At 71.7% G+C, this 19,504-nt stretch carries 20 protein-coding genes; 8 read left to right on the forward strand and 12 right to left on the reverse strand.

The window, feature by feature from the left end:
- Positions 1-11: 11 nt before the first annotated feature.
- Together DEJ06_RS03710 and DEJ06_RS03715 are read right to left on the reverse strand one after the other, a co-directional pair.
- Positions 12-215, reverse strand: coding sequence for a CsbD family protein (locus tag DEJ06_RS03710; protein WP_027466762.1), 204 nt, complete (start codon positions 213-215; stop codon positions 12-14).
- 250 nt (positions 216-465) lie between these two features.
- Positions 466-2,076 (reverse strand): DEAD/DEAH box helicase, encoded by a 1,611-nt coding sequence (locus tag DEJ06_RS03715; protein WP_111032224.1) that lies wholly within the window; start codon positions 2,074-2,076, stop codon positions 466-468.
- A 294-nt stretch (positions 2,077-2,370) separates the two neighbouring features.
- Between DEJ06_RS03715 and DEJ06_RS03720 the strand changes: the two genes are divergently transcribed.
- A complete protein-coding gene (locus DEJ06_RS03720; RefSeq protein WP_258371319.1) occupies positions 2,371-3,198 on the forward strand; it encodes an endo alpha-1,4 polygalactosaminidase in 828 nt (275 codons plus the stop codon).
- A gap of 157 nt (positions 3,199-3,355) precedes the next feature.
- Here the strand turns inward: DEJ06_RS03720 and DEJ06_RS03725 are convergent, their stop codons facing one another.
- The 4 genes from DEJ06_RS03725 to DEJ06_RS03740 form a co-directional block, all read right to left on the reverse strand.
- Positions 3,356-3,715: a GntR family transcriptional regulator gene (locus tag DEJ06_RS03725; RefSeq protein ID WP_035809483.1), complete on the reverse strand. Its 360-nt coding sequence runs from the start codon at positions 3,713-3,715 to the stop codon at positions 3,356-3,358.
- A 10-nt stretch (positions 3,716-3,725) separates the two neighbouring features.
- Entirely contained in the window at positions 3,726-4,298 is a 573-nt protein-coding gene (locus tag DEJ06_RS03730; protein ID WP_051597091.1) for a DUF1684 domain-containing protein, read from the reverse strand.
- Positions 4,299-4,430: 132 nt separating this feature from the next.
- Complete coding sequence (locus DEJ06_RS03735) at positions 4,431-4,913, reverse strand: hypothetical protein (protein WP_111038471.1); 483 nt, start codon at positions 4,911-4,913, stop codon at positions 4,431-4,433.
- Between the two features lie 69 nt (positions 4,914-4,982).
- Positions 4,983-5,621 (reverse strand): GNAT family N-acetyltransferase, encoded by a 639-nt coding sequence (locus DEJ06_RS03740; RefSeq protein ID WP_071406184.1) that lies wholly within the window; start codon positions 5,619-5,621, stop codon positions 4,983-4,985.
- Between the two features lie 91 nt (positions 5,622-5,712).
- Here DEJ06_RS03740 and DEJ06_RS03745 point away from each other — a divergent pair, with 91 nt between their 5' ends.
- Together DEJ06_RS03745 and DEJ06_RS03750 are read left to right on the forward strand one after the other, a co-directional pair.
- On the forward strand, positions 5,713-6,318 hold the full coding sequence (locus tag DEJ06_RS03745) for a hypothetical protein (protein ID WP_258372386.1): 606 nt from the start codon (positions 5,713-5,715) through the stop codon (positions 6,316-6,318).
- 42 nt (positions 6,319-6,360) lie between these two features.
- Positions 6,361-6,663 (forward strand): DUF427 domain-containing protein, encoded by a 303-nt coding sequence (locus DEJ06_RS03750; protein ID WP_027466755.1) that lies wholly within the window; start codon positions 6,361-6,363, stop codon positions 6,661-6,663.
- A 30-nt stretch (positions 6,664-6,693) separates the two neighbouring features.
- Here DEJ06_RS03750 and DEJ06_RS03755 read toward each other — a convergent pair whose 3' ends face one another.
- From DEJ06_RS03755 to DEJ06_RS03780, 6 genes are all read right to left on the reverse strand, one after another.
- Positions 6,694-7,953, reverse strand: a complete 1,260-nt coding sequence (locus tag DEJ06_RS03755; protein WP_111038472.1) for an Nramp family divalent metal transporter — start codon at positions 7,951-7,953, stop codon at positions 6,694-6,696.
- 192 nt (positions 7,954-8,145) lie between these two features.
- Positions 8,146-8,841, reverse strand: coding sequence for a CGNR zinc finger domain-containing protein (locus DEJ06_RS03760; RefSeq protein WP_110859474.1), 696 nt, complete (start codon positions 8,839-8,841; stop codon positions 8,146-8,148).
- Between the two features lie 47 nt (positions 8,842-8,888).
- Entirely contained in the window at positions 8,889-9,380 is a 492-nt protein-coding gene (locus DEJ06_RS03765; RefSeq protein ID WP_111023268.1) for a SprT-like domain-containing protein, read from the reverse strand.
- Positions 9,377-10,207, reverse strand: a complete 831-nt coding sequence (locus DEJ06_RS03770) for a hypothetical protein (protein ID WP_071406181.1) — start codon at positions 10,205-10,207, stop codon at positions 9,377-9,379. The genes DEJ06_RS03765 and DEJ06_RS03770 overlap by 4 nt, the downstream gene beginning before the upstream one ends.
- Positions 10,208-10,348: 141 nt before the next feature.
- Positions 10,349-11,119, reverse strand: coding sequence for a DUF308 domain-containing protein (locus DEJ06_RS03775; protein WP_146245665.1), 771 nt, complete (start codon positions 11,117-11,119; stop codon positions 10,349-10,351).
- Positions 11,120-11,225: 106 nt separating this feature from the next.
- Positions 11,226-12,068, reverse strand: a complete 843-nt coding sequence (locus DEJ06_RS03780) for a spermidine synthase (RefSeq protein ID WP_110863235.1) — start codon at positions 12,066-12,068, stop codon at positions 11,226-11,228.
- 130 nt (positions 12,069-12,198) lie between these two features.
- On the opposite strand from DEJ06_RS03780, the gene DEJ06_RS03785 reads away from it, so the two are divergent.
- The 5 genes from DEJ06_RS03785 to rpoB all read left to right on the forward strand — a co-directional run bounded on the left by DEJ06_RS03785 (position 12,199) and on the right by rpoB (position 19,503).
- Complete coding sequence (locus tag DEJ06_RS03785; RefSeq protein WP_111038474.1) at positions 12,199-12,720, forward strand: hypothetical protein; 522 nt, start codon at positions 12,199-12,201, stop codon at positions 12,718-12,720.
- Positions 12,717-13,931: a sensor histidine kinase gene (locus DEJ06_RS03790; RefSeq protein ID WP_111038475.1), complete on the forward strand. Its 1,215-nt coding sequence runs from the start codon at positions 12,717-12,719 to the stop codon at positions 13,929-13,931. The genes DEJ06_RS03785 and DEJ06_RS03790 overlap by 4 nt, the downstream gene beginning before the upstream one ends.
- Positions 13,928-14,611, forward strand: a complete 684-nt coding sequence (locus DEJ06_RS03795) for a response regulator transcription factor (RefSeq protein ID WP_111038476.1) — start codon at positions 13,928-13,930, stop codon at positions 14,609-14,611. Before DEJ06_RS03790 ends, DEJ06_RS03795 begins: the two co-directional genes overlap by 4 nt.
- 332 nt (positions 14,612-14,943) lie before the next feature.
- Entirely contained in the window at positions 14,944-15,597 is a 654-nt protein-coding gene (locus DEJ06_RS03800) for a hypothetical protein (protein ID WP_111038477.1), read from the forward strand.
- 417 nt (positions 15,598-16,014) lie between these two features.
- Entirely contained in the window at positions 16,015-19,503 is a 3,489-nt protein-coding gene (gene rpoB, locus DEJ06_RS03805) for a DNA-directed RNA polymerase subunit beta (RefSeq protein WP_111038478.1), read from the forward strand.
- Position 19,504 lies beyond the last annotated feature (1 nt).

A 19,504-nucleotide genomic window follows, 5' to 3' on the forward strand; every position in this document is an offset into this window, starting at 1 on the left:
GCGAACCGGCTTCAGTGCTTGTCGTCCTTGAAGCTGTCGGCGACGCCGTGCGCGGCGTCCTTGACGTCGGTGACGCCCTGCTTCGCCGAGGCCTTGCCCTGGTCGGTCTGGCCTTCGGCCTTCAAGCGGTCGTTACCGGTCGCGTTGCCGGCGGCTTCCTTGACCTTGCCTGCCGCCTTCTCAGCGGCGTTCTTGATGTCATCGATGCCAGCCATAGGCACTCCTTCCAGAAGCGGACGTGTTCCCCGTCAGCCGCTTGCGCGGCATCCGGTGAAGCAGACCGTACGCCCGCCGGGGTACCCCACCCCCAGCCCCCGCCAAGGTTCGCCAGCACAGTCACGCAAAACACCGGTGTTCACGGAACACACCCCGGGATGCGGGGGTTCGAAACGTGAACACCGGTGTCTTGCGGGCATCGACGCGCTCAAGCCGAGCGGGTCAGACCGCGCGGGTCAAGCGCGCAGGTCAGTGGCGGTCGGCAGCGCCGGCCGGACGGGAGGCGCGGCGCGAGCCACCACGACGGTTGCCGCCCGACTCGTTGCCGGACCGCCCCGCGGCGTAGCCACCCTCGGACGACCAGACGGCCGACGAGCCGCCGCGCACGACGTCGCTGCTGCCCGAGCGGCGGTTGCCGCCGCTGCGGCGACCACCGGTCGAACCGGCGGCCGCGGCACCGGAGCGCCCGGCGCCCTCGGAACGTGCGCCACGGGCCGGACGGCCCTGACGGCCCCCGGCCGAACCGGCGGACTCGCCAGCCGAGCCGGAGCGCGCGGGCTGCGCCGCGCCTCCCGACCGACCGCCGCGACCACGGCGACGACCGCCGCCGTCACCGGCGGACTCGGCCGAGCGCTGCTTGGGCTGACGCTGCTGGGTGGGCTGCTCCTCGGCCACGTGGCGGATCGGAGCGACCTCGCCGACGAGCGCGGTGACGGCCGGGGAGGTCGCCGAGACGTGCTGCGGCGTGACCTTGATCGCGGCAGCACGCATCATCTGCGCGACGTCGCGACGCTCTGCGGGCATCGTCACCGTGACGACGTCACCGGACGAACCGGCACGCGCCGTGCGGCCCGAGCGGTGCAGGTACGCCTTGTGCTCGGTGGGCGGGTCGACGTGCACGACGAGCTCGACGTTGTCGACGTGCACACCGCGGGCGGCGACGTCGGTGGCGACGAGCACGAGGGCCTCACCGGAGGAGAACTTCGCGAGGTTGCGCTCACGGGCGCCCTGCGACAGGTTGCCCTGCAGGTCGACGGCCGGGATCCCCTGGCTGCTGAGCTGCTTGGCGAGGCGCTTGGCGTGGTGCTTCGTGCGCATGAAGAGGATGCGGCGACCGTTGCCCGAGGCGAGGGCGCTCACGAGGTGCTTCTTCGCGTCGGCGTCGGCGACCTCGAACAGGTGGTGGGTCATCGCCTCGACGGGGCTGTTCGCCTCGTCGACGGAGTGCATCACCGGGTTGTGCAGGAACTTCTTGACGAGCTTGTCCACGCCGTTGTCGAGCGTGGCGGAGAACAGCAGTCGCTGCCCGTTCTCGGGCGTCGCCTGCATGATCTTGGTCACGCCGGGCAGGAAGCCCATGTCGGCCATGTGGTCGGCCTCGTCGAGGACGGTGACCTCGATGTCGCCCAGGTTCACGTGACCCTGCTGCATCAGGTCGGCGAGGCGACCCGGGCAGGCGACCACGACGTCGACGCCGCCGCGCAGGGCGTCGACCTGACGACCCTGACCGACGCCACCGAAGATGGTCGTGGTGTTGAGGCCCATGGCCTTGGCGAGCGGGGCGAGGGCGACGTCGATCTGCGTCGCGAGCTCACGCGTCGGTGCGAGCACCAGGGCGCGGGGGCGGCCGGCGCGGCGCTTGCGGCCGCTGGCGGCGAGGCGGGCGACGAGCGGGATCGCGAAGGCGATGGTCTTGCCGGAGCCGGTGCGGCCGCGGCCGAGGACGTCCTTGCCCTGCAGGGAGTCCGGGAGGGTGTCCGCCTGGATGGGGAACGCCATGTCCTTGCCCTGGTCGGCGAGGACGGAGACCATCGGCGCGGGGACGCCGAGGTCGGAGAAACGGATGTCTTCGGTGGTCATGGTGACCTTTCGAGCCGGAGCAGTCCGGCTGTGGGCGCGCTCTGAGGCAGCGCGCGGGCGGGATGCGCGCCAACGGATGTGGCTGGCGCAGTCGCCGCAGCAGAGAAGCCTGGGCACCTTCGTGAGGTGCTCGATCATCGACCAGAGTCCGGAGACAGGTGGTCGGGAGTTCGGGGCGTCCGTACGACGCACGAGGCGATCGGCGCCTCGAGTACGACCAGCATAGCGTGCACATCCCCGGAACAGCGAGGGCGGGGTCGTTCGCCGTGCGCGTGCGAGGATTCCGGGGTGCGCATGCGATCCGTCCTGTTGACCACCGCGATGGCCCTGGTGGCCGTCCTCGGCACCGCTGGCTGCGCCGAGGCCGCCACGACCAGCGCGGCCGGGAGCTACCGCAACCTGCCGACCTCGGGCCGCGTGGACTACCAGCTCGGCGGCGGGTACACCCCGCCCTCCGGCGTGACGATCGTCGAGCGCGACAGCACCGACCGCCCGGCGAAGGGCAAGTACAACATCTGCTACGTCAACGGGTTCCAGACGCAGCCCGAGGCCGCACGCACGTGGAAGAAGTCGTACCCGTCGGCGATCCTCCGCGATCGCGCGGGCAAGCCGGTCTCGGACCCGGGGTGGCCGGACGAGATGCTCCTGGACACCCGGACCGCGGCCAAGCGTGCCCTGATCACGAAGGTGCTCGCGAAGACCGTCGCCCGCTGCGGTGACCGCGGGTTCGACGCGGTGGAGTTCGACAACCTCGACTCGTGGACCCGGAGCGGCAAGCGGCTCACCCGTGCCGGCAACCTGGCGCTCGCGAAGTCGCTCGTCGCCAAGGGGCACCGGCACGGCCTGGCCGTCGGGCAGAAGAACACGCCGCAGCTCGGGGCGTCCGGCCGGAAGCAGACCGGGTTCGACTTCGTCGTCGCCGAGGAGTGCGTGCAGTACCGGGAGTGCGCCGCGTACACGAAGGCCTACGGCAAGCGGGTCATCGACGTGGAGTACTCGGACACCCTCGAGCGCTCGTGGGGGTCGGTGTGCGGGCTGAAGAGCCGTCCGGCCATGACGATCCTGCGCGACCGCGACCTGGTGACCCCGAAGGACGACGCGTACGTGTACGAGCACTGCTGAGCGCTCGGGAGGTTCCTTCCCAGAACGCCTGCGATGCCTGGTCGAATCGGGCGTACCGGGTCAGAACTTCGGACCGGGTACGCCCGGAACGACCAGGTACGCCCGGAAGCGCCAGCCCCGCCAGCCCCGCCAGCGCCAGCGCAGCCACCCGCGCCCGCTACGCCGGCCAGGCCTCGCGCAACGCGGTCGCCGCCTGGTCCGCCGACAGCCCCGCCGAGCGCGCCGCGGCGGCCAGGGCACGAGCGGCCTCGGCCACGGCGTCCGGCACCGCCGCTGGCCGCACCACCCGGGTACCGGCGCCCCGTGCGGTGTGCACGAGCCCGGCCTCCTCGAGCAGCTGGTAGGCCTTCGCGACGGTGCCCGCGGCGAGCCCGAGCTCGTCCGCCAGCCCGCGCACGCTCGGCAGCCGTTCGCCGTCGACCAGGTACCCGGCGGTGATCTGTGCGGCGATCTGCGATCGGACCTGCTCGAACGGCGGCACGCGGCCACCGACGTCGAGGGCGACGAGTCCTGTCATGCGTTCCACCCTAGAAGTCGTACTGCTCGCCGACGGGGATCGGGACCGGCACGGTGTTGCCCGGAGGCGCGAGCGGGCACGCCCACGCCGGGTCGTACGCGCACGACGGGTTGTAGGCGAAGTTGAAGTCGAGCACGAGCGACCCGAGGTCGTCGCCGCCCAGGTCCGAGCCCTTGATGGTGTCGAGCAGGTAGCGCCCGCCGCCGTAGGTGCCGCGGGCCTTGCCGGCGCTGGCGTCCTTGACGGGGACGAACACCCCGCCCGCGTAGCCGCCGTGCTTCCAGACGTCGAGCGTGCCGACTCCGGGGACCCGCACGAGGCCGAGCCGGTCGAAGTGGACGACGCCGTCGGTGCCGGTCTCGAAGTCGAACTCGGCGGGCTCCGTGGCCTCGATGCGGACCTGGAACCGCCACGCCGGGTCGTAGTCCGGCACCGGCAGCGATTCGAAGTCGCGAGCGTCCTCGTCGAGCAGGGGCGACGCCGGGTGCTCCGCGAACATCGCGTCACGGGTCTCGCGCCAGAGTGCGTGCGCCGTCTGGGGGTCGGGGGTGGCGCGGACACGGCGGTACAGGTCGAACGTCATCCGCCGCCAATCCGTCGTCGCCAGCGTGCTGCGCACGCGGTCGTCGGTCGTCGGCTCCTGGGGGCGCGTCTGGCTCACGTGGTCGAGGCTACGCCCGCTCCGCGGTGGACGGGAGGCCCGACCCGCGTCGCGTCACTCGCCGTCGGTCCGCCAGGTGGGCGCGAGGGCGCGCATCCGGAACGCCCGCCACTGCCAGATGACCCACATGCCGGGCCACAGGGCGAGCCCGAGGACGGCCGGGCGCATCCGGTAGGTCAGGCGGTCGAGCAGCAGGGTCCGGCCACCCGGTGCGGGGACGACGGCCATCCGGTGCGACATCGTCATCAGCCCGAACAACCCGGACGTGCCGCCGCCGTTGTCGCGCTGCACGGGGACTCCCTGGACCTCGTACAGGTCGAGGTCGACGTGCGTGTCGCCGCTCGGCACCAGCCCGAACGCGTCCGCGGTGATCGGGTGCGGGTGCCCCGGCTCCCAGCGCTCCGGGAACCCCTGGGGATCACGCGAGCGGTACGCCAGGAACGGCTTCGTCACCGCCACCATGACGGACGGGGACAGCAGGGCATCGCGCACGGCGTCGACCGGCGCATCGAGGACGATCCGGAGGCCGACGTGCATGGCGGTGACGCTACGCCCGCGGGCTGGACGGTGCGTCGTGGCGGTGCGAGACGACGCAGCGGGGACGACTCAGGCGTGCCGGGCCGACCGGCGGCGGGACCCCTCGGCGCGGTCGTGCCGCCGGAGCCGCTCGGCCAGCGAGAGCCGCACGGCCGGCCACTCCGACGCGATCACCGAGAACACCACGGTGTCGCGCAGCGTGCCGTCACGGCCGATCGCGTGGTTCCGGAGCACGCCGTCCTGCTTCGCGCCGAGGCCCGCGATGGCCGCCCGGGACTGCAGGTTGTGCCAGTGGGTGCGGAACTCGACCGCGATGCACTGCCAGGCCTCGAACGCGTGCGACAGCATGAGCAGCTTCGACTCGGTGTTGATCCCCGAGCGCTGCGCGGACCGGGCCAGGAACGTGCTGCCGATCTCGACGTGGCGGTTGCCCGGGTCGATGTTCATGAAGGTCGTCGCACCCACCACCCGGCCGGTCGGGCGGTCCCGCACGGCGAAGGGCACCATGCGTCCGGCCTCGTGCTCGGCGAGCCGCCGGTCGATCTCGGCCTCGACCTGTGCCGGGGCGGGCACGGAGGTGTACCAGGTGCGCCACAGATCGCCGTCCGCGACCGCCGCCCGCAGGTCTTCCGCGTGCTCCTGCCCGAGGGGCTCGAGCGTCACACGGTCGCCGGTCAGGGTGGGTACGGGGGCGATCTCCATGACCATGCATCCTAGGGTTGGCGACCCTGGTGGAACCCGGTCGGACGGCGACCCTGTGGAGAAGGACAGCATCGCCCGGGCGGCTATCGTGACGGACGTGGCAGAACGCACCCAGGAGAAGTACCAGGTCCGGTTCGCGTGGGGTCCCGGAGGTGCGGCACGGATCGCCCACGGCACCCACCTGCTCGTCTGGGTCGACGCCCTGCCGCCGACCCCCGACGCCGCAGCACAGCGCCGCGCGCTGCGGAACGTGACCGCCCAGCTGCCGCAGGGTCCGGAGGTCGTGCTCGGCCACCTCGGCAACGCGGCGGCGGTCGCGGAACGCGTGACGGGCCTCCAGGCCGCACGCGGTGGCCGGTGCGTCGTCGCGATCGTGGCCGCCGGGCTGCACCACTCCGCAGTCCTCGACGACGCGGCCGAGGCGGCGGGGGAGTCCGTCGACGTGGCCGACGCACCCGACTTCGCCGTCGAGGACCTGCTCGCCGCCGGAGCCGTCGTCGACGCGCTCACCGAGGTCGGCATCGACCACACCTCACCCGAGGCCGCTGCGGCCTGCGCGGCGTACACGGGGCTGCGCCGTGCCGTGCGGCACCTGGTCAGCGCGTCCGAGGGAGCCGCCGTCCTGAGCCGTGACGACGTGCACGCGGCGCTCGCCGCGGGGCCGGACCTGCCCGTCCTGCGGGAATCGGGGGAGCGCGCGTAGCGTTCGCCCCGTCACGGAACCAGCGAGCGAAGGAGCAACGCCATGAAGGCAGTCGTCGGCGACACGGTGATCGCGGAGGCCCCCGAAGAGGACCTCATCAAGATCGAGGGCAACTGGTACTTCCCGCCGTCGAGCGTGAAGACCGAGCTCTTCACCGAGAGCCCCACCCAGTACCACTGCCCGTGGAAGGGCGACACCCAGTACTTCACGGTGAACGTCGACGGACAGGCGCTGCAGGACCGCGCCTGGTCGTACCCGACGCCGATCCCGTCGTCGTTCGACCGCGTCGGCAAGGACTACTCGGGCTACGTCGCGTTCTGGAAGGACGTCCAGGTCGTCGAGTGACGACCGCCCGTCACCCTGACCGGCTGCGACTCAGCCGGTCAGGGTGAGCACGACCAGCGCGACGTTGAGCGCCACGATGACCGCCGCGATCACCCACGCCACCACGCGGGTGGTCGCGGCGTTCACGTCGGTCCCCATCACGCTCCGTCGCGACGTGTAGACCACCAGGGGCACGATCGCGAAGGCGATCCCGAAGCTCAGCACCACCTGGCTGACCACGAGCAGCATCGTCGCGTCGATGTTCAGCGCGAGCAGCACGATCGCCGGCACCAGGGTGATCGCGCGCCGGGCCACGAGCGGGATCCGCACGTGCAGCAGGCCCTGCATGATCTCCGCGCCGGCCATGCAGCCCACCGAGGTCGAGGCCAGGCCGGACGCGAGCAGGCCCACGGCGAAGAGCACTCCGACGACCGGGCCGACGTTCTCGGCGATGGCGCGCTGCGCACCGGGGATGGAGTCGGTGCCCTCGACGCCCGGCAGGGTGGCTGCCGCGAGGACGAGCATCGCGATGTTCACCCCGCCCGCGACGATCAGCGCGAGGCCGACGTCCCACCGGGTCGCGACGAGCACCCGGCGACGCTCCGGCCCGGCGGGGACGTCCCCGTGGCGGTCCCGGGCGAGCGCCGAGTGCAGGTACACCGCGTGCGGCATCACGGTCGCGCCGAGCATCGAGGCCGCCAGCAGCACCGACCCGGAGCCCTCGAAACGCGGCACGAGCCCGGCGACCAGGTCGGCCGGGGACACCCGGGCGAACAGCAGCCCGGCACAGAAGCCCACGGTCAGGATCGCGAGCATCGCCGTCACCACGGTCTCGAACAGTCGCGTGCCCCGGCGGCTGTGCAGGGTCAGCAGGAGCATCGAGACGAGCCCGGTGATGATCCCGCCGACCACGAGCGGCAGGCCGAAGAGCAGGTAGAGCGCCAGTGCGCCGCCGATGACCTCGGCGATGTCGGTCGCGGCGGCGACGATCTCGGCCTGACCCCAGAACAGCAGGCGGGGGGTGCGCCGCATCCGCAGGCCGAGGTGTTCGGGCAGCGACTTGCCCGTCACCACCCCGAGCTTGGCGGACAGGTACTGCACCACCACGGCGCTGGCGTTCGCGGCCACGAGCACCCAGAGCAGCAGGTACCCGTACTCGGCGCCGGCCGTCAGGTTGGCGGCGACGTTGCCCGGGTCGACGTACGCGATTGCCGCGACGAAGGCCGGTCCGAGCAGGGTGAGCCCGGCTGCGCGGCGACGCGGGGCACCGGATGGGTGCTCGTCGAGCCGGGGGCTGGCAGTGTCGGTCATGCACCGATCCTGCCAGAGAATTCGGCATGCCGAATCTTTTTCTTCGTCGGGTTGTGGTGCTGGCCGGTCGCCGCTCGAGCGTGCGTGTGTCGGGTGGTCACGACCTGTCGGCTGAGAGGCCGCCAGCCGACGGTTGGTGACCGCTCGGCGGGGGTGAGCGGGGTGTCGTGACCGCTCGTGCTCAGCTCGTGGTCACTCCGCGGCGCGGCGGGCGCGGTGCGCCCGGACCTTCGCCCGGTTGCCGCACCGCTGCATCGAGCACCAGCGACGGGTCCCACCGCGCGACGAGTCGTAGAACACCAGGCCGCAGTCCTCGGCCGAGCACCGGCTCAGCCGAGTCGGCCGGCCGTCCGCCTCGACGTCGTCGAAGCCGACCTCGGTGAAGAGCGCGACGGCGTCGCGCGCGACGCTCGACAGGGCCTGCGCCAGGCGGACCCGGTTGGCTCCGGCACGGCGTCGGCCACCCGGGAGGCTCGGGGGCACGTCCGGCAGGGCGGCGAACAGGTTGACGGTGTCGATGTCGTCGGGCGCGGGGCGCGTGCGGCCAGCCCCGGCACGCAGGCCCGCTGCCACGGCGGTGCGTTCCGCGGCGGTGCTCGCAGGCGCGGGGGCGGCGGCCACGGCGAGTCGGGCGATCGCGGCACGCAGGGCCCGGGCGTCCTGCAGCTCGCGGGCGCTGGCGCCGACGTCGATCGGCTCGGTGTGCTCGCTGAGCCACTCGTCCAGGTCGGCCGGGCTCGCGAGCAGCTCGCCGAGCTGCGACCGCGGTCGGCGTCCGGCGGGGTCGTCGGCGAAGCCACCCGTGTGCGCGAAGTCGAGCGCGATCCGTCCGGCGTCGAAGAACCAGGAGGAACCGGCGTCCGTGCGGATGTGCTGCCCCGTGTGCATCCGCCCAGGCTAACGGGTTACCGGCGCGCCTCCGTGCGTCGGGACCCTCATGCGGTAGTCGACGCCATCGTGGCCGCGTCGTCGTCGGCGGTCCGGCGCCGCCAGGTGATGACGTTCCGGGCATCGAAGCGCCGGGAACAGCGGGCGCAGGCCAGGGGACGGGTGGGCGTGCGGTACCGGAAGTGCTCGTGCCCCGCGGGGCAGGTGCCGATCCAGGGGGCGAGCTCGCTGGCGATCGGCCCGTCGTGCAGCCGGGAGCCGGTGTACCCGATGGCCGCGGCCGTGCGCTTCCACTTCGGTCCGTGTGCCGCCCGGGCACCGGCGAGGGCGTGCGCGACCTCGTGCAGCAGGACCTGCTCGACGTCGTCGTCGGAGAACCGGGTGGCCAGGTGACGACTCACCGTGATCCGCTTCCGCGCGAAGTCGCACTGACCGGCGCGCGTCTTGGCGTGGTCGAAGCCGAACGCCCACGTGCCGGCACCGAGGTGTTCGGCGATGAGCGCTTCGGCGCGGAGCCGGACGGTCTCGAGCGCGGTCACTGCTCGGCGCGCGGGTCGGCCTGGCCCTTCTTCGCTGCCCGGGCCGCGATCCGGCCCCAGATGTCGTCGGCCTCGGTCCGTGCGGCGTCGGGCGCACCGAGCACGCGGCGGCGGATCGGCGGGACCTGCTTCACCGGCTCGGCGACGCGGGTGGTGGGTTCCTCGTCCTCGGCACGGCGGGCGGCGACCTCGCGGGCGGTCCGTGGCTTGTCGGACGGTTCCGCCGGGTTGGTGATCGAGGCCCGCATGGCGGCCTCGACCGCGGTGCGCAACGCGTCGGTGCGCTCGGACGGCGCCCCCGCTTGCCGGAAGGCCTGGTACGCCCGCGAGAGTGCGGCGCGGGCCTCGTCGAATCGGTCGTTCTCGAACAGCGACCAGCCCTCGATCTCGGCTGCGGCGCCCTCGAGTTCGGGCCACTCCTCGGTGGCGGCGGTGTCGCGGGCCATGGCGGCCTCGGTGGCGGCGCGGTCGTGCCGCCCGAGGTCGTGCAGGACGTGCGCACGACGGATCCGCGCGGCGACCTTGTCCTGGCGCTCCCCGGTGAACATCGCCAGGCGGAACACCTCTTCCGCGATGACGAGCGACTCGTCCAGTCGACCGAGCAGGCGGAGGAGTTCGGCCCGTTCGGCGAGGGCGTCGGTGCTGCGGCTCTGGCCGAGGTCACGGAGCCGCTGGTGCACGGCGTCGACGTCGACCGCGGGTCGCAGGCTGATGGGCGCGAAGGTGCTGCCCGGGCTGACTCCGGCCGTCACGGGAGCCGCGTGGCGCGGTTCGCGGGAACGGTCGGACAGGTCGGGCTGCTGGCGGTCGTCGGGCGGGAGGGACATCGGTTCGAGGGTAGCCGCGGTCTCCCGGGAGCGGTCGGTGCGACGCGCTCAGGTTGCGCGGGTGCGGCCGTCCGCGCGTGCCGCCCGGGACGACGAACGGCCCGCCGTGCCGGAGCACGACGGGCCGTTCCGAGTGGGCGATCAGGAGTTGGCGGCCACCGCGGCGGCAGCGGCCACGCCGACGTAGGTGACCAGCGTCGCGATCGTGGCCACGACTGCCAGGATGATCGCGAAGATGCCCCAGCCGCGACCACGCTTGGTCACGGCGGCGATGATGCCCTGCACGAGCGCCCAGAGCCCGAGGATCGCGGCGACGCCGGCGATCACCGCACCGACACCGATCTGCGAGATGACGGCCGGGTCGTTCATGAGCTGACGCTGCAGCTCCTGCTGGTCCGGGGTCGCACCGCTGCTCGGTACGAGGTTGTTGATCGCGTCGCTGTTGGCGAGCGCCGACCCCATCACGTACCCGCCGATGACGCCGATGACGAGCGCGGCGAGTCCGAGGAAGAACGCCACGACACCGAGGGTCTTCTTCTTGGGCTTCGGCTCGTCGTGGCTCTGCCAGGCCGGGGCACCGGCGTGCGCGGGCGCGGCGGCGTACGGCTGCTGGTCGTGGTGCTGGTCGTGGCGCTGCTGGTCGTTCCAGCTCGGCGTGCTCGACGGCTGGCCGTACTGCTGCTCGCCGTTCGGCTGGCCGTACTGCTGACCCTGCCCGGACTGCTGCCCGTACTGCTGCTGCTGGCCCTGCCCGTACTGCTCGCCGTACTGCGGGGTCGAGGTCGGCGCCGGGTCCACCCGCTCGCCGTACCGCGGGGCATCGGCGTCGGGCTGCTGCTGCGGGGCGTCGCCCCAGCGCGGCGCCTGGCCGTCGCCCGTCCGGTCCTGGTCGTTCCGGTCGTCGTTCGTCATCAGGGTTCCCATCGCTCGGTCGCGCACCTGCGCGGTCGTTCAGACCATCCTGACAGCCGGACCCGCCGAGTGCCCGAAGTCCGTCCCCGGCGGCGCCGCGCGGGCATCAGCCCCCGAACACGCTCCGGTTCGGCTCCGGCGACGCGACCGCCGTCTGGTCGGTGACGATCGGCGCCCCGGCGATGAACGCCTTGAGCTCCGCACCGTGCACGACCTTCGCCGGCATCGGGTCGGACGAGTACCGCCTCGGCATGTCCGCCACCGGCAGGTCGGTCGGCGACCCGAGCAGCACGATGTTCCCGAACCGCCGGCCCTTGAGCATGCCGGTGTCCGCGACCGCGGCGACCGACGGCAGCACCGACTGCAGCGTCGACGCCTGCCCGCGGGCGAACGCCAACCCGGCGCCGTCGGCCACGTTCACCGCGACGATGCCCGTCGGCGACAGGAACGCGGCGACCTCACGGTAGAACTCGACGCTCGTCACGTGGGCGGGGATCTGCGAACCGCCGAAGACGTCCACCACCGCCAGGTCCACGGTGCCGCGGAGCCCGGCGGGCAGCTTGCCGAGGACCTCCCGGGCGTCGCCGTACCGCACCCGGATCGAGGCACCGCGGGGGAACGGCAGGGCCTCGCGCACGTGCTCGACCAGGTCGCGCTCGAGCTCGATCACCTGCTGCCGCGAACCCGGACGGGTCACCGCGACGTAGCGGGGCAGGGTGAGAGCGCCGGCGCCCAGGTGCAGTGCCGTGATCGGGCCGTCCGGCAGCAGGTCGATCGCGTGCCCGATCCGCCGGATGTACTCGAACGCCAGGTGGGTCGGGTCCTCGAGGTCCACGTGCGACTGCGGGGTGCCGTCCACCACCAGGGTGAAGGACCCCGGTCGGTGCCGGTCCGGCTCCACCACCGAGTACCCCGCACCGATCCGGAACCCGTCGAACGCATCAGCCATGCCGTCAATGGAACACCACCGCGATCACCACCCGCGTCCCCACCCCTGGTTGGTGTGCCCGCGGAGCGCCCGGAACGAGGCTGATGTCACCGGTCGGAACACTCCGCCGGACCACCTCGAAAGGCACACCATGTCGGTCCAGCTCCTCGCGAACGTGCTCATCGGCCTCGCCCTCGTCGGCCTCCTGGCGTACCGGCAGGCGACCTGGCGGTCCCTCGACCCGGCGCGCATCTGGCGGGGACCGCTCGTGATGGCGATCGTCGGCGTGGTCGTCCTCGCACAGACCACGGCGACCGTCACCACCACCGACGTCGTGTTCCTCGGCCTCGAGGCCCTGCTCACCGTCGCCGTCGGCCTCGCGATGGGGGCCATGACCCGGTTCCGCACGGTCACGACGCCGGACGACAAGGGCCGCACGCTGCAGTCCCGCACCGGGTGGCTCGGCGCCGCGCTCTGGCTCGTCCTGATCGCCGCCCGCGTCGGACTCGACGTCCTCGGCGGCCACCTCGGTGCGCACCTGCTCACCTCGACCGGCACGATCCTGCTCGTGCTCGCCCTGAACCGCGCAGCCCGTGCCCTGGTCGTCGACCAGCGCATCCCCCGCGGCGGCGACCGGTCGGCGGCCGCCCGCCGCGGCATGATGGTGCGGTGAGCCTGCCGACCGACCCGGACCGGACCGACCCCGCCGGGGTCCGGTCCGCCTCGGTGCTCTCCTGGGGACTCAACGCCGTCGGGATCGCCGTGGTCGCCTTCTGGTTCGTGCGGAACGGCCTCCTGCTCCACCACCCCGCGTGGGTCTGGGCCGTCGGGGCCGTGGCGCTCGCCGCCTGGGCCGTCCGCGAAGGGGCACGCACGCCCCGCGTCCTCGTCGCCGCAGCCGGCGTGATGATCGCCGCCGGATCGCTCACCGTGGTGCCGACCGACTCGCTGCTGGTGGTCCCGGTGATCGTCGGGCTCGTCATCCTCGGAGCAGACCTGCGTCTGCCGGTCTGGACGGCCGCGGTCGCCGCGCTCGCCGCCGTCGTGGTGGTGGCCGTCACCGCGACGCTCGAGCAGACGTCGGTGCAGTTCGTCCTCGGCGTGAGCGGCGGGCTGCTGCTCGGCGTGCTCGTCGGCTTCAGTCGTCGGCAGGTCCGGATCACGACGGCGCAGGCTCGCGAGACCGAGCAGCAGCAGCAGCGCGCACGGCTCCTCGCCGACCGGTCGCGGGCGTCCCGGGACATCCACGACGTCCTCGCCCACTCGCTCGGCGGACTGGTCCTGCAGCTCGACGCGGTCGAGGCCCTGCTCGAGGCCGGCCGCGTCGACGAGGCCACCCGCCGAGCCGGCGAGGCCCGCGCGCTGGCCGTGGACGGCCTGGCCGAGGCGCGGCGTGCGGTGCACGCGCTCCGCGACGAACCGCAGCCCGGCCAGCCGGAGCCGACCCGTGCCTCCAGTCCGTCCGCCGACCACGCGTCGGGCCTGACGGCCCTGCTCGACGCGCACCGCTCGTTCGGCGGCGAGGTCGTCGTGCAGGGTGACGCGACCCTCGCGGTCCTCGACGACGCCCACCGTGCCGCCGTGGTCCAGGTCGTCCGGGAGGCCCTCAGCAACGCCCGCAGGCACGCTCCCGGCCGCCCCGTGTCCCTGTCCGTGATCCGGGACGGCGACGCCGTGGACGTCGTCGTGGCCAACCCGCTGCCGAGCGGCGGGCAGGGGGTGCTCGGGATGCGCGAACGGTTCGCGGAACTCGGCAGCGAGGCCACGGTGGAGGCCGAGCGTTCCGACGACGAGTTCGTCGTCGCCATGCACCTGCCCGTCGACGGCACGCGCGACGCGGACACTGCGGACGCTGCGGTCGCCGCGGAGGACGACCGCTCGTGACCATCCGGGTGCTCGTGGTCGACGACCAGGCCATCGTCCGCGACGGCCTGGTGACGGTGCTGTCGCTCGTGCCCGACCTGCAGGTCGTCGGGCAGGCGGCCGACGGCGCCGAGGCGATCGCCGCCGTCGACCGGCACGTGCCCGACGTCGTCCTGATGGACCTGCGGATGCCGGGGGTCGACGGGCCGACCGCCACCGCGCGGATCGTCGCCGAGCACCCCGGGGTCGCGGTCCTGGTGCTGACGACCTACGCCGACGACGACTCCATCACCACCGCGCTGCGGGCGGGAGCCCGCGGCTACTTGACGAAGGACGCCGGACGGGCGGAGATCGCGACCGCGGTGCGTGCGGTGGCCGCCGGGCAGTCGACCTTCGACGCGACCGTGGGGGCGCGGCTGGTGGCGCGCCTCGCCGGTGGTGCCGGTGCAGGTGCCGGTGTCGCTGCTGGTTCCGCGGCGCCTGCGTCACCCGATCCCGTTCCGTCGCTCGGTGCTCGGTTCCCGGACCTCACCCCGCGCGAAGTGGACGTCCTCGAGCGGATCGCGGACGGCCGGACGAACCCGCAGATCGCCGCCGAACTGTTCCTGACGGTGCCCACCGTGAAGTCGTACGTGAACCAGGTGTTCGCGAAGCTCGGGGTCCGGACGCGCGCCGAGGCCGTCGCCCGCGTCCTGCGCTGACCACCCGCAGCACCCCGTCGTCCCCGGGCGACGCACTGCGGACACGTGAATGCGTACACATGGACGACCAGCGGACGCCAAGACTCGTTGCGTACCGTTGACGCCTGTCGTCACGACGCCAGAGCGTCGATGCGTGTGTGCCCCACACTCCACGCGTCCGCCCGGACACCGTGACCACGACGTGCCCGTGAGCGCCCCCACCGCTCGAGCGTGCGCGCCGTCGGCGTGCTGCTGCGCGCCACCCCTCCGGCCACCCGCGCGCGCTGGCCGTCGAACGCACCGCACCCGATGACGAGTGCACCACTGCTGATCCGCCGCAGGAGACCTCCGTCATGACCGCCGACACCATGAGCGTGCCCACCGCACGCCTCGCCACCCCGGACACGCGCCGGTCCGGGAGCCGACCCACCCGGGTGATCCGGGCCTCCCGGCCGTCCCGTGCCGCCCGTCCGTCCAGCGCCGCCCTGCCGTTCCGCGCCTCTCTGCCGTTCCACGCCGACCGCGAGACGGCACCGACCTGGATGCGGGTCGTCGGCACGGCGCTGCTCCTCGGCGGCGCCGGCCTGTCCGCCGCCGTGCTCGGCTGGCCCGGGGACGCACCGGAGGTCGCGCTGCTGGTGCCGGCCCTGCTCGCCGTCGCCCTCGGGGCGCTGCTCCTGCTCGCGCGTGCCGGGTTCACCGTCACCGAGCGGCACGTGACCCTGCACTTCCGTCCGCTCCCGCCGCGGCGCATCCCGCGCCGGCGGATCACCGACGTCCGCCTGGTCGAGGCGGACGCGGCCACCTACGGCGGTGTCGGCCTGCGGATCCGTCGCGGCGTGCGTGCGCTCATCCTGACGCCGGGACTCGGGATCGAGCTCACGGACGACCGGGGCCGGGTCACGTTCGTCCGCACGCGTCGACCGGAGGACGCGTTCCGTGCGCTGGCCGGACTGCCGGGCGGGCCGGGAGGCGCGGAGCGCGTCGAGCGCGAGCGTCTCGGTTGATCAGGGGCTCGGCTGAGCAGGGACCTCGGCTGAGCGGGACCCGGCTGAGCAGGGGAATGGAAGCGGCGTGTGGCGGCTTATACACGCCACTGCCGAATCCGGTCAAGCCGGGACTGGACAGCGCGCCACGGAGCGAACTATGATGACAGTTCGCGCTCCCTGGCATCCGTGTCGTCATATTGCGGTCGACGCAGAGTTCTGAGACAGAAACTCATCTCGCCCTGGTGCAGCCGGACCCGTATATGGCGGCGGGTACCGCTCACGGAGATCATCCCACACGTGCACCGACGTTCCGCGTCAGGCACGCGTCGGCGTGGTCGCAGGGCTTGCATCTCAGGGTTCGCCGAGCGATCAATCCACTCACCTACACACTGCTCGTCAGTGTCGGCCCGACGGGGCCTACCGGAGGTCACACCCTTGGCTGCTGCGCCCAACGCATCCACCAACCCCAAGAACGGTCGCAACCACTCGCGACTCTCGTTCGCCAAGATCACGGACACCCTCACGGTTCCTGATCTGCTCGCACTCCAGACGGAGAGCTTCGACTGGCTCGTCGGCAACGACGTCTGGAAGGCCCGCCTCGCCGAAGGGCAGGAGCAGGGTCGTACCGACCTCGCGCTGCACTCGGGGCTCGAGGAGATCTTCGAGGAGATCTCCCCGATCGAGGACCTCGGCGAGACCATGCAGCTCTCGTTCACCGCGCCGGAGCTCGAAGACCCGAAGTACTCGATCGACGACTGCAAGGAGCGCGGCAAGACCTACGCCGCTCCGCTGTACGTCAACGCCGAGTTCATGAACCACATGACGGGTGAGATCAAGACGCAGACGGTCTTCATGGGCGACTTCCCGCTCATGACCGAACGCGGCACGTTCATCATCAACGGCACCGAGCGCGTCGTCGTGTCGCAGCTCGTCCGTTCGCCCGGCGTGTACTTCGAGCGCCAGCAGGAGAAGACCTCCGACAAGGACATCTACTCGGCGCGGATCATCCCGTCGCGTGGTGCCTGGCTCGAGTTCGAGATCGACAAGCGCGACCAGGTGGGCGTGCGCATCGACCGCAAGCGCAAGCAGTCCGTGACCGTCTTCCTCAAGGCCCTCGGCCTGACGAGCGAAGAGATCATGGACGAGTTCCAGGGCTTCGCGTCGATCGAGTCGACCCTCGAGAAGGACGCCGTCCTCACGAAGGAAGAGGCGCTCAAGGACATCTACCGCAAGCTCCGTCCCGGCGAGCAGGTCGCTGCCGAGGCCGCGCGTGCGCTCCTCGACAACTTCTACTTCAACCCGAAGCGCTACGACCTGGCGAAGGTCGGCCGCTACAAGGTCAACCGCAAGCTCGGCATGGACTCCCCGCTGTCCGACTCGGTGCTCACCGTCAAGGACATCGTCGCGACGATCAAGTACCTGGTGTCGCTGCACGCCGAGCGCACCACGATCGACGGCGTCCGTGACGGCGAGCCGGTGCAGCTGCGCCTCGACGTGGACGACATCGACCACTTCGGCAACCGTCGCATCCGCGCCGTCGGCGAGCTCATCCAGAACCAGGTCCGCACGGGTCTGTCCCGCATGGAGCGCGTCGTCCGCGAGCGCATGACCACGCAGGACATCGAGGCGATCACGCCCCAGACGCTCATCAACGTGCGTCCGGTCGTCGCCGCGATCAAGGAGTTCTTCGGAACGTCCCAGCTGTCGCAGTTCATGGACCAGAACAACCCGCTCGCGGGCCTGACGCACAAGCGTCGTCTCTCGGCCCTCGGCCCGGGTGGTCTGTCCCGTGAGCGTGCCGGCGTCGAGGTCCGTGACGTCCACCCGTCGCACTACGGCCGCATGTGCCCGATCGAGACCCCGGAAGGCCCGAACATCGGCCTGATCGGTTCGCTCGCGTCCTTCGGTCGGATCAACTCCTTCGGCTTCATCGAGACCCCGTACCGTCGCGTCGTCAACGGCGAGGTCACGAAGACCATCGACTACCTCACCGCTTCGGAAGAGGACGACTTCGTCGTCGCGCAGGCCAACGCCCCGCTGACGAACGACTTCCACTTCGCCGATGACAAGGTGCTCGTCCGCAAGAAGGGTGGCGAGGTCGAACTCGTCGCCAAGGACGAGGTCGACTACATGGACGTCTCCCCGCGCCAGATGGTGTCGGTCGCGACGTCGCTCATCCCGTTCCTCGAGCACGACGACGCGAACCGCGCCCTCATGGGTGCGAACATGCAGCGTCAGGCCGTCCCGCTGCTCCGTTCCGAGTCGCCGCTCGTCGGTACCGGTATGGAGGGCTACACGGCCATCGACGCCGGCGACGTCGTCACCGCCGACAAGGCCGGTGTCGTCTCCGAGGTCTCGGCCGACGCCGTCACCCTGCAGCTCGACGAGGGCGGCACGCAGACCTACTACCTGCGCAAGTTCGACCGCTCCAACCAGGGCACGAGCTACAACCACCGGGTCATCGTCTCCGCAGGCGAGCGCGTGGAGCAGGGCGAGGTCATCGCCGACGGTCCCGCGACGGAGAACGGCGAGCTCGCGCTCGGCAAGAACCTCCTCGTCGCGTTCATGCCGTGGGAGGGCTACAACTACGAGGACGCGATGATCCTGTCGCAGAACCTCATCAAGGACGACACGCTCTCCTCGATCCACATCGAGGAGTACGAGGTCGACGCCCGCGACACCAAGCTCGGCAAGGAGGAGATCACCCGTGACCTCCCCAACGTCAGCCCGGACCTGCTGGCCGACCTCGACGAGCGCGGCATCATCCGCATCGGTGCCGAGGTCCGCCCCGGCGACATCCTCGTCGGCAAGGTCACGCCGAAGGGCGAGACCGAGCTGAGCGCCGAGGAGCGTCTGCTCCGGGCCATCTTCAACGAGAAGTCGCGCGAAGTCCGCGACACCTCGCTCAAGGTGCCCCACGGTGAAGAGGGCACGATCATCGGCGTCAAGGTGTTCGACTCGCAGGACGGTGACGACGAACTCGGCTCTGGTGTCAACCAGCGCGTGGTCGTCTACATCGCCCAGAAGCGCAAGATCACCGCGGGTGACAAGCTCGCCGGTCGTCACGGCAACAAGGGCGTCATCTCGACCATCCTCCCGGTCGAGGACATGCCGTTCCTCGCCGACGGCACCCCCGTCGACATCGTCCTCAACCCGCTCGGCGTCCCCGGCCGCATGAACTTCGGCCAGGTGCTCGAGATCCACCTCGGGTGGCTCGCCAAGCAGGGCTGGAACGTCGAGGGCATCCAGGACTGGGCCGAGAACCTGCCGGAGGCAGCGCACAGCGCCGAGCCCGGCACCAAGGTCGCCACCCCGGTGTTCGACGGTGCGTACGAGCGCGAGATCGAGGGCCTCCTCGACTCGACCCTCCCGAACCGCGACGGTGAGCGCTTGATCGGCTCGTCCGGCAAGGCGCAGCTCTTCGACGGCCGCTCCGGCGAGCCGTTCCCGGAGCCCGTCTCGGTCGGCTACATGTACATCCTCAAGCTGCACCACCTGGTCGACGACAAGATCCACGCGCGTTCGACCGGTCCGTACTCGATGATCACGCAGCAGCCGCTGGGTGGTAAGGCGCAGTTCGGTGGACAGCGATTCGGTGAGATGGAGGTGTGGGCGCTCGAAGCGTACGGCGCCGCCTACGCCCTCCAGGAGCTCCTGACGATCAAGTCCGACGACATCCTCGGCCGCGTGAAGGTCTACGAGGCGATCGTCAAGGGCGAGAACATCCAGGAACCCGGCATCCCCGAGTCCTTCAAGGTCCTCATGAAGGAGATGCAGTCGCTCTGCCTGAACGTCGAGGTCCTCTCGGCCGACGGCCAGGCGGTCAGCCTGCGCGACAACGATGACGAGGTCTTCCGCGCTGCGGAGGAGCTGGGCATCAACATCTCCTCGCGGTTCGAGTCGTCCTCCGTCGACGACATCTGAT

This window comes from Curtobacterium sp. MCLR17_051 (genome assembly GCF_003234395.1).
Lineage (GTDB): Bacteria > Actinomycetota > Actinomycetes > Actinomycetales > Microbacteriaceae > Curtobacterium > Curtobacterium flaccumfaciens.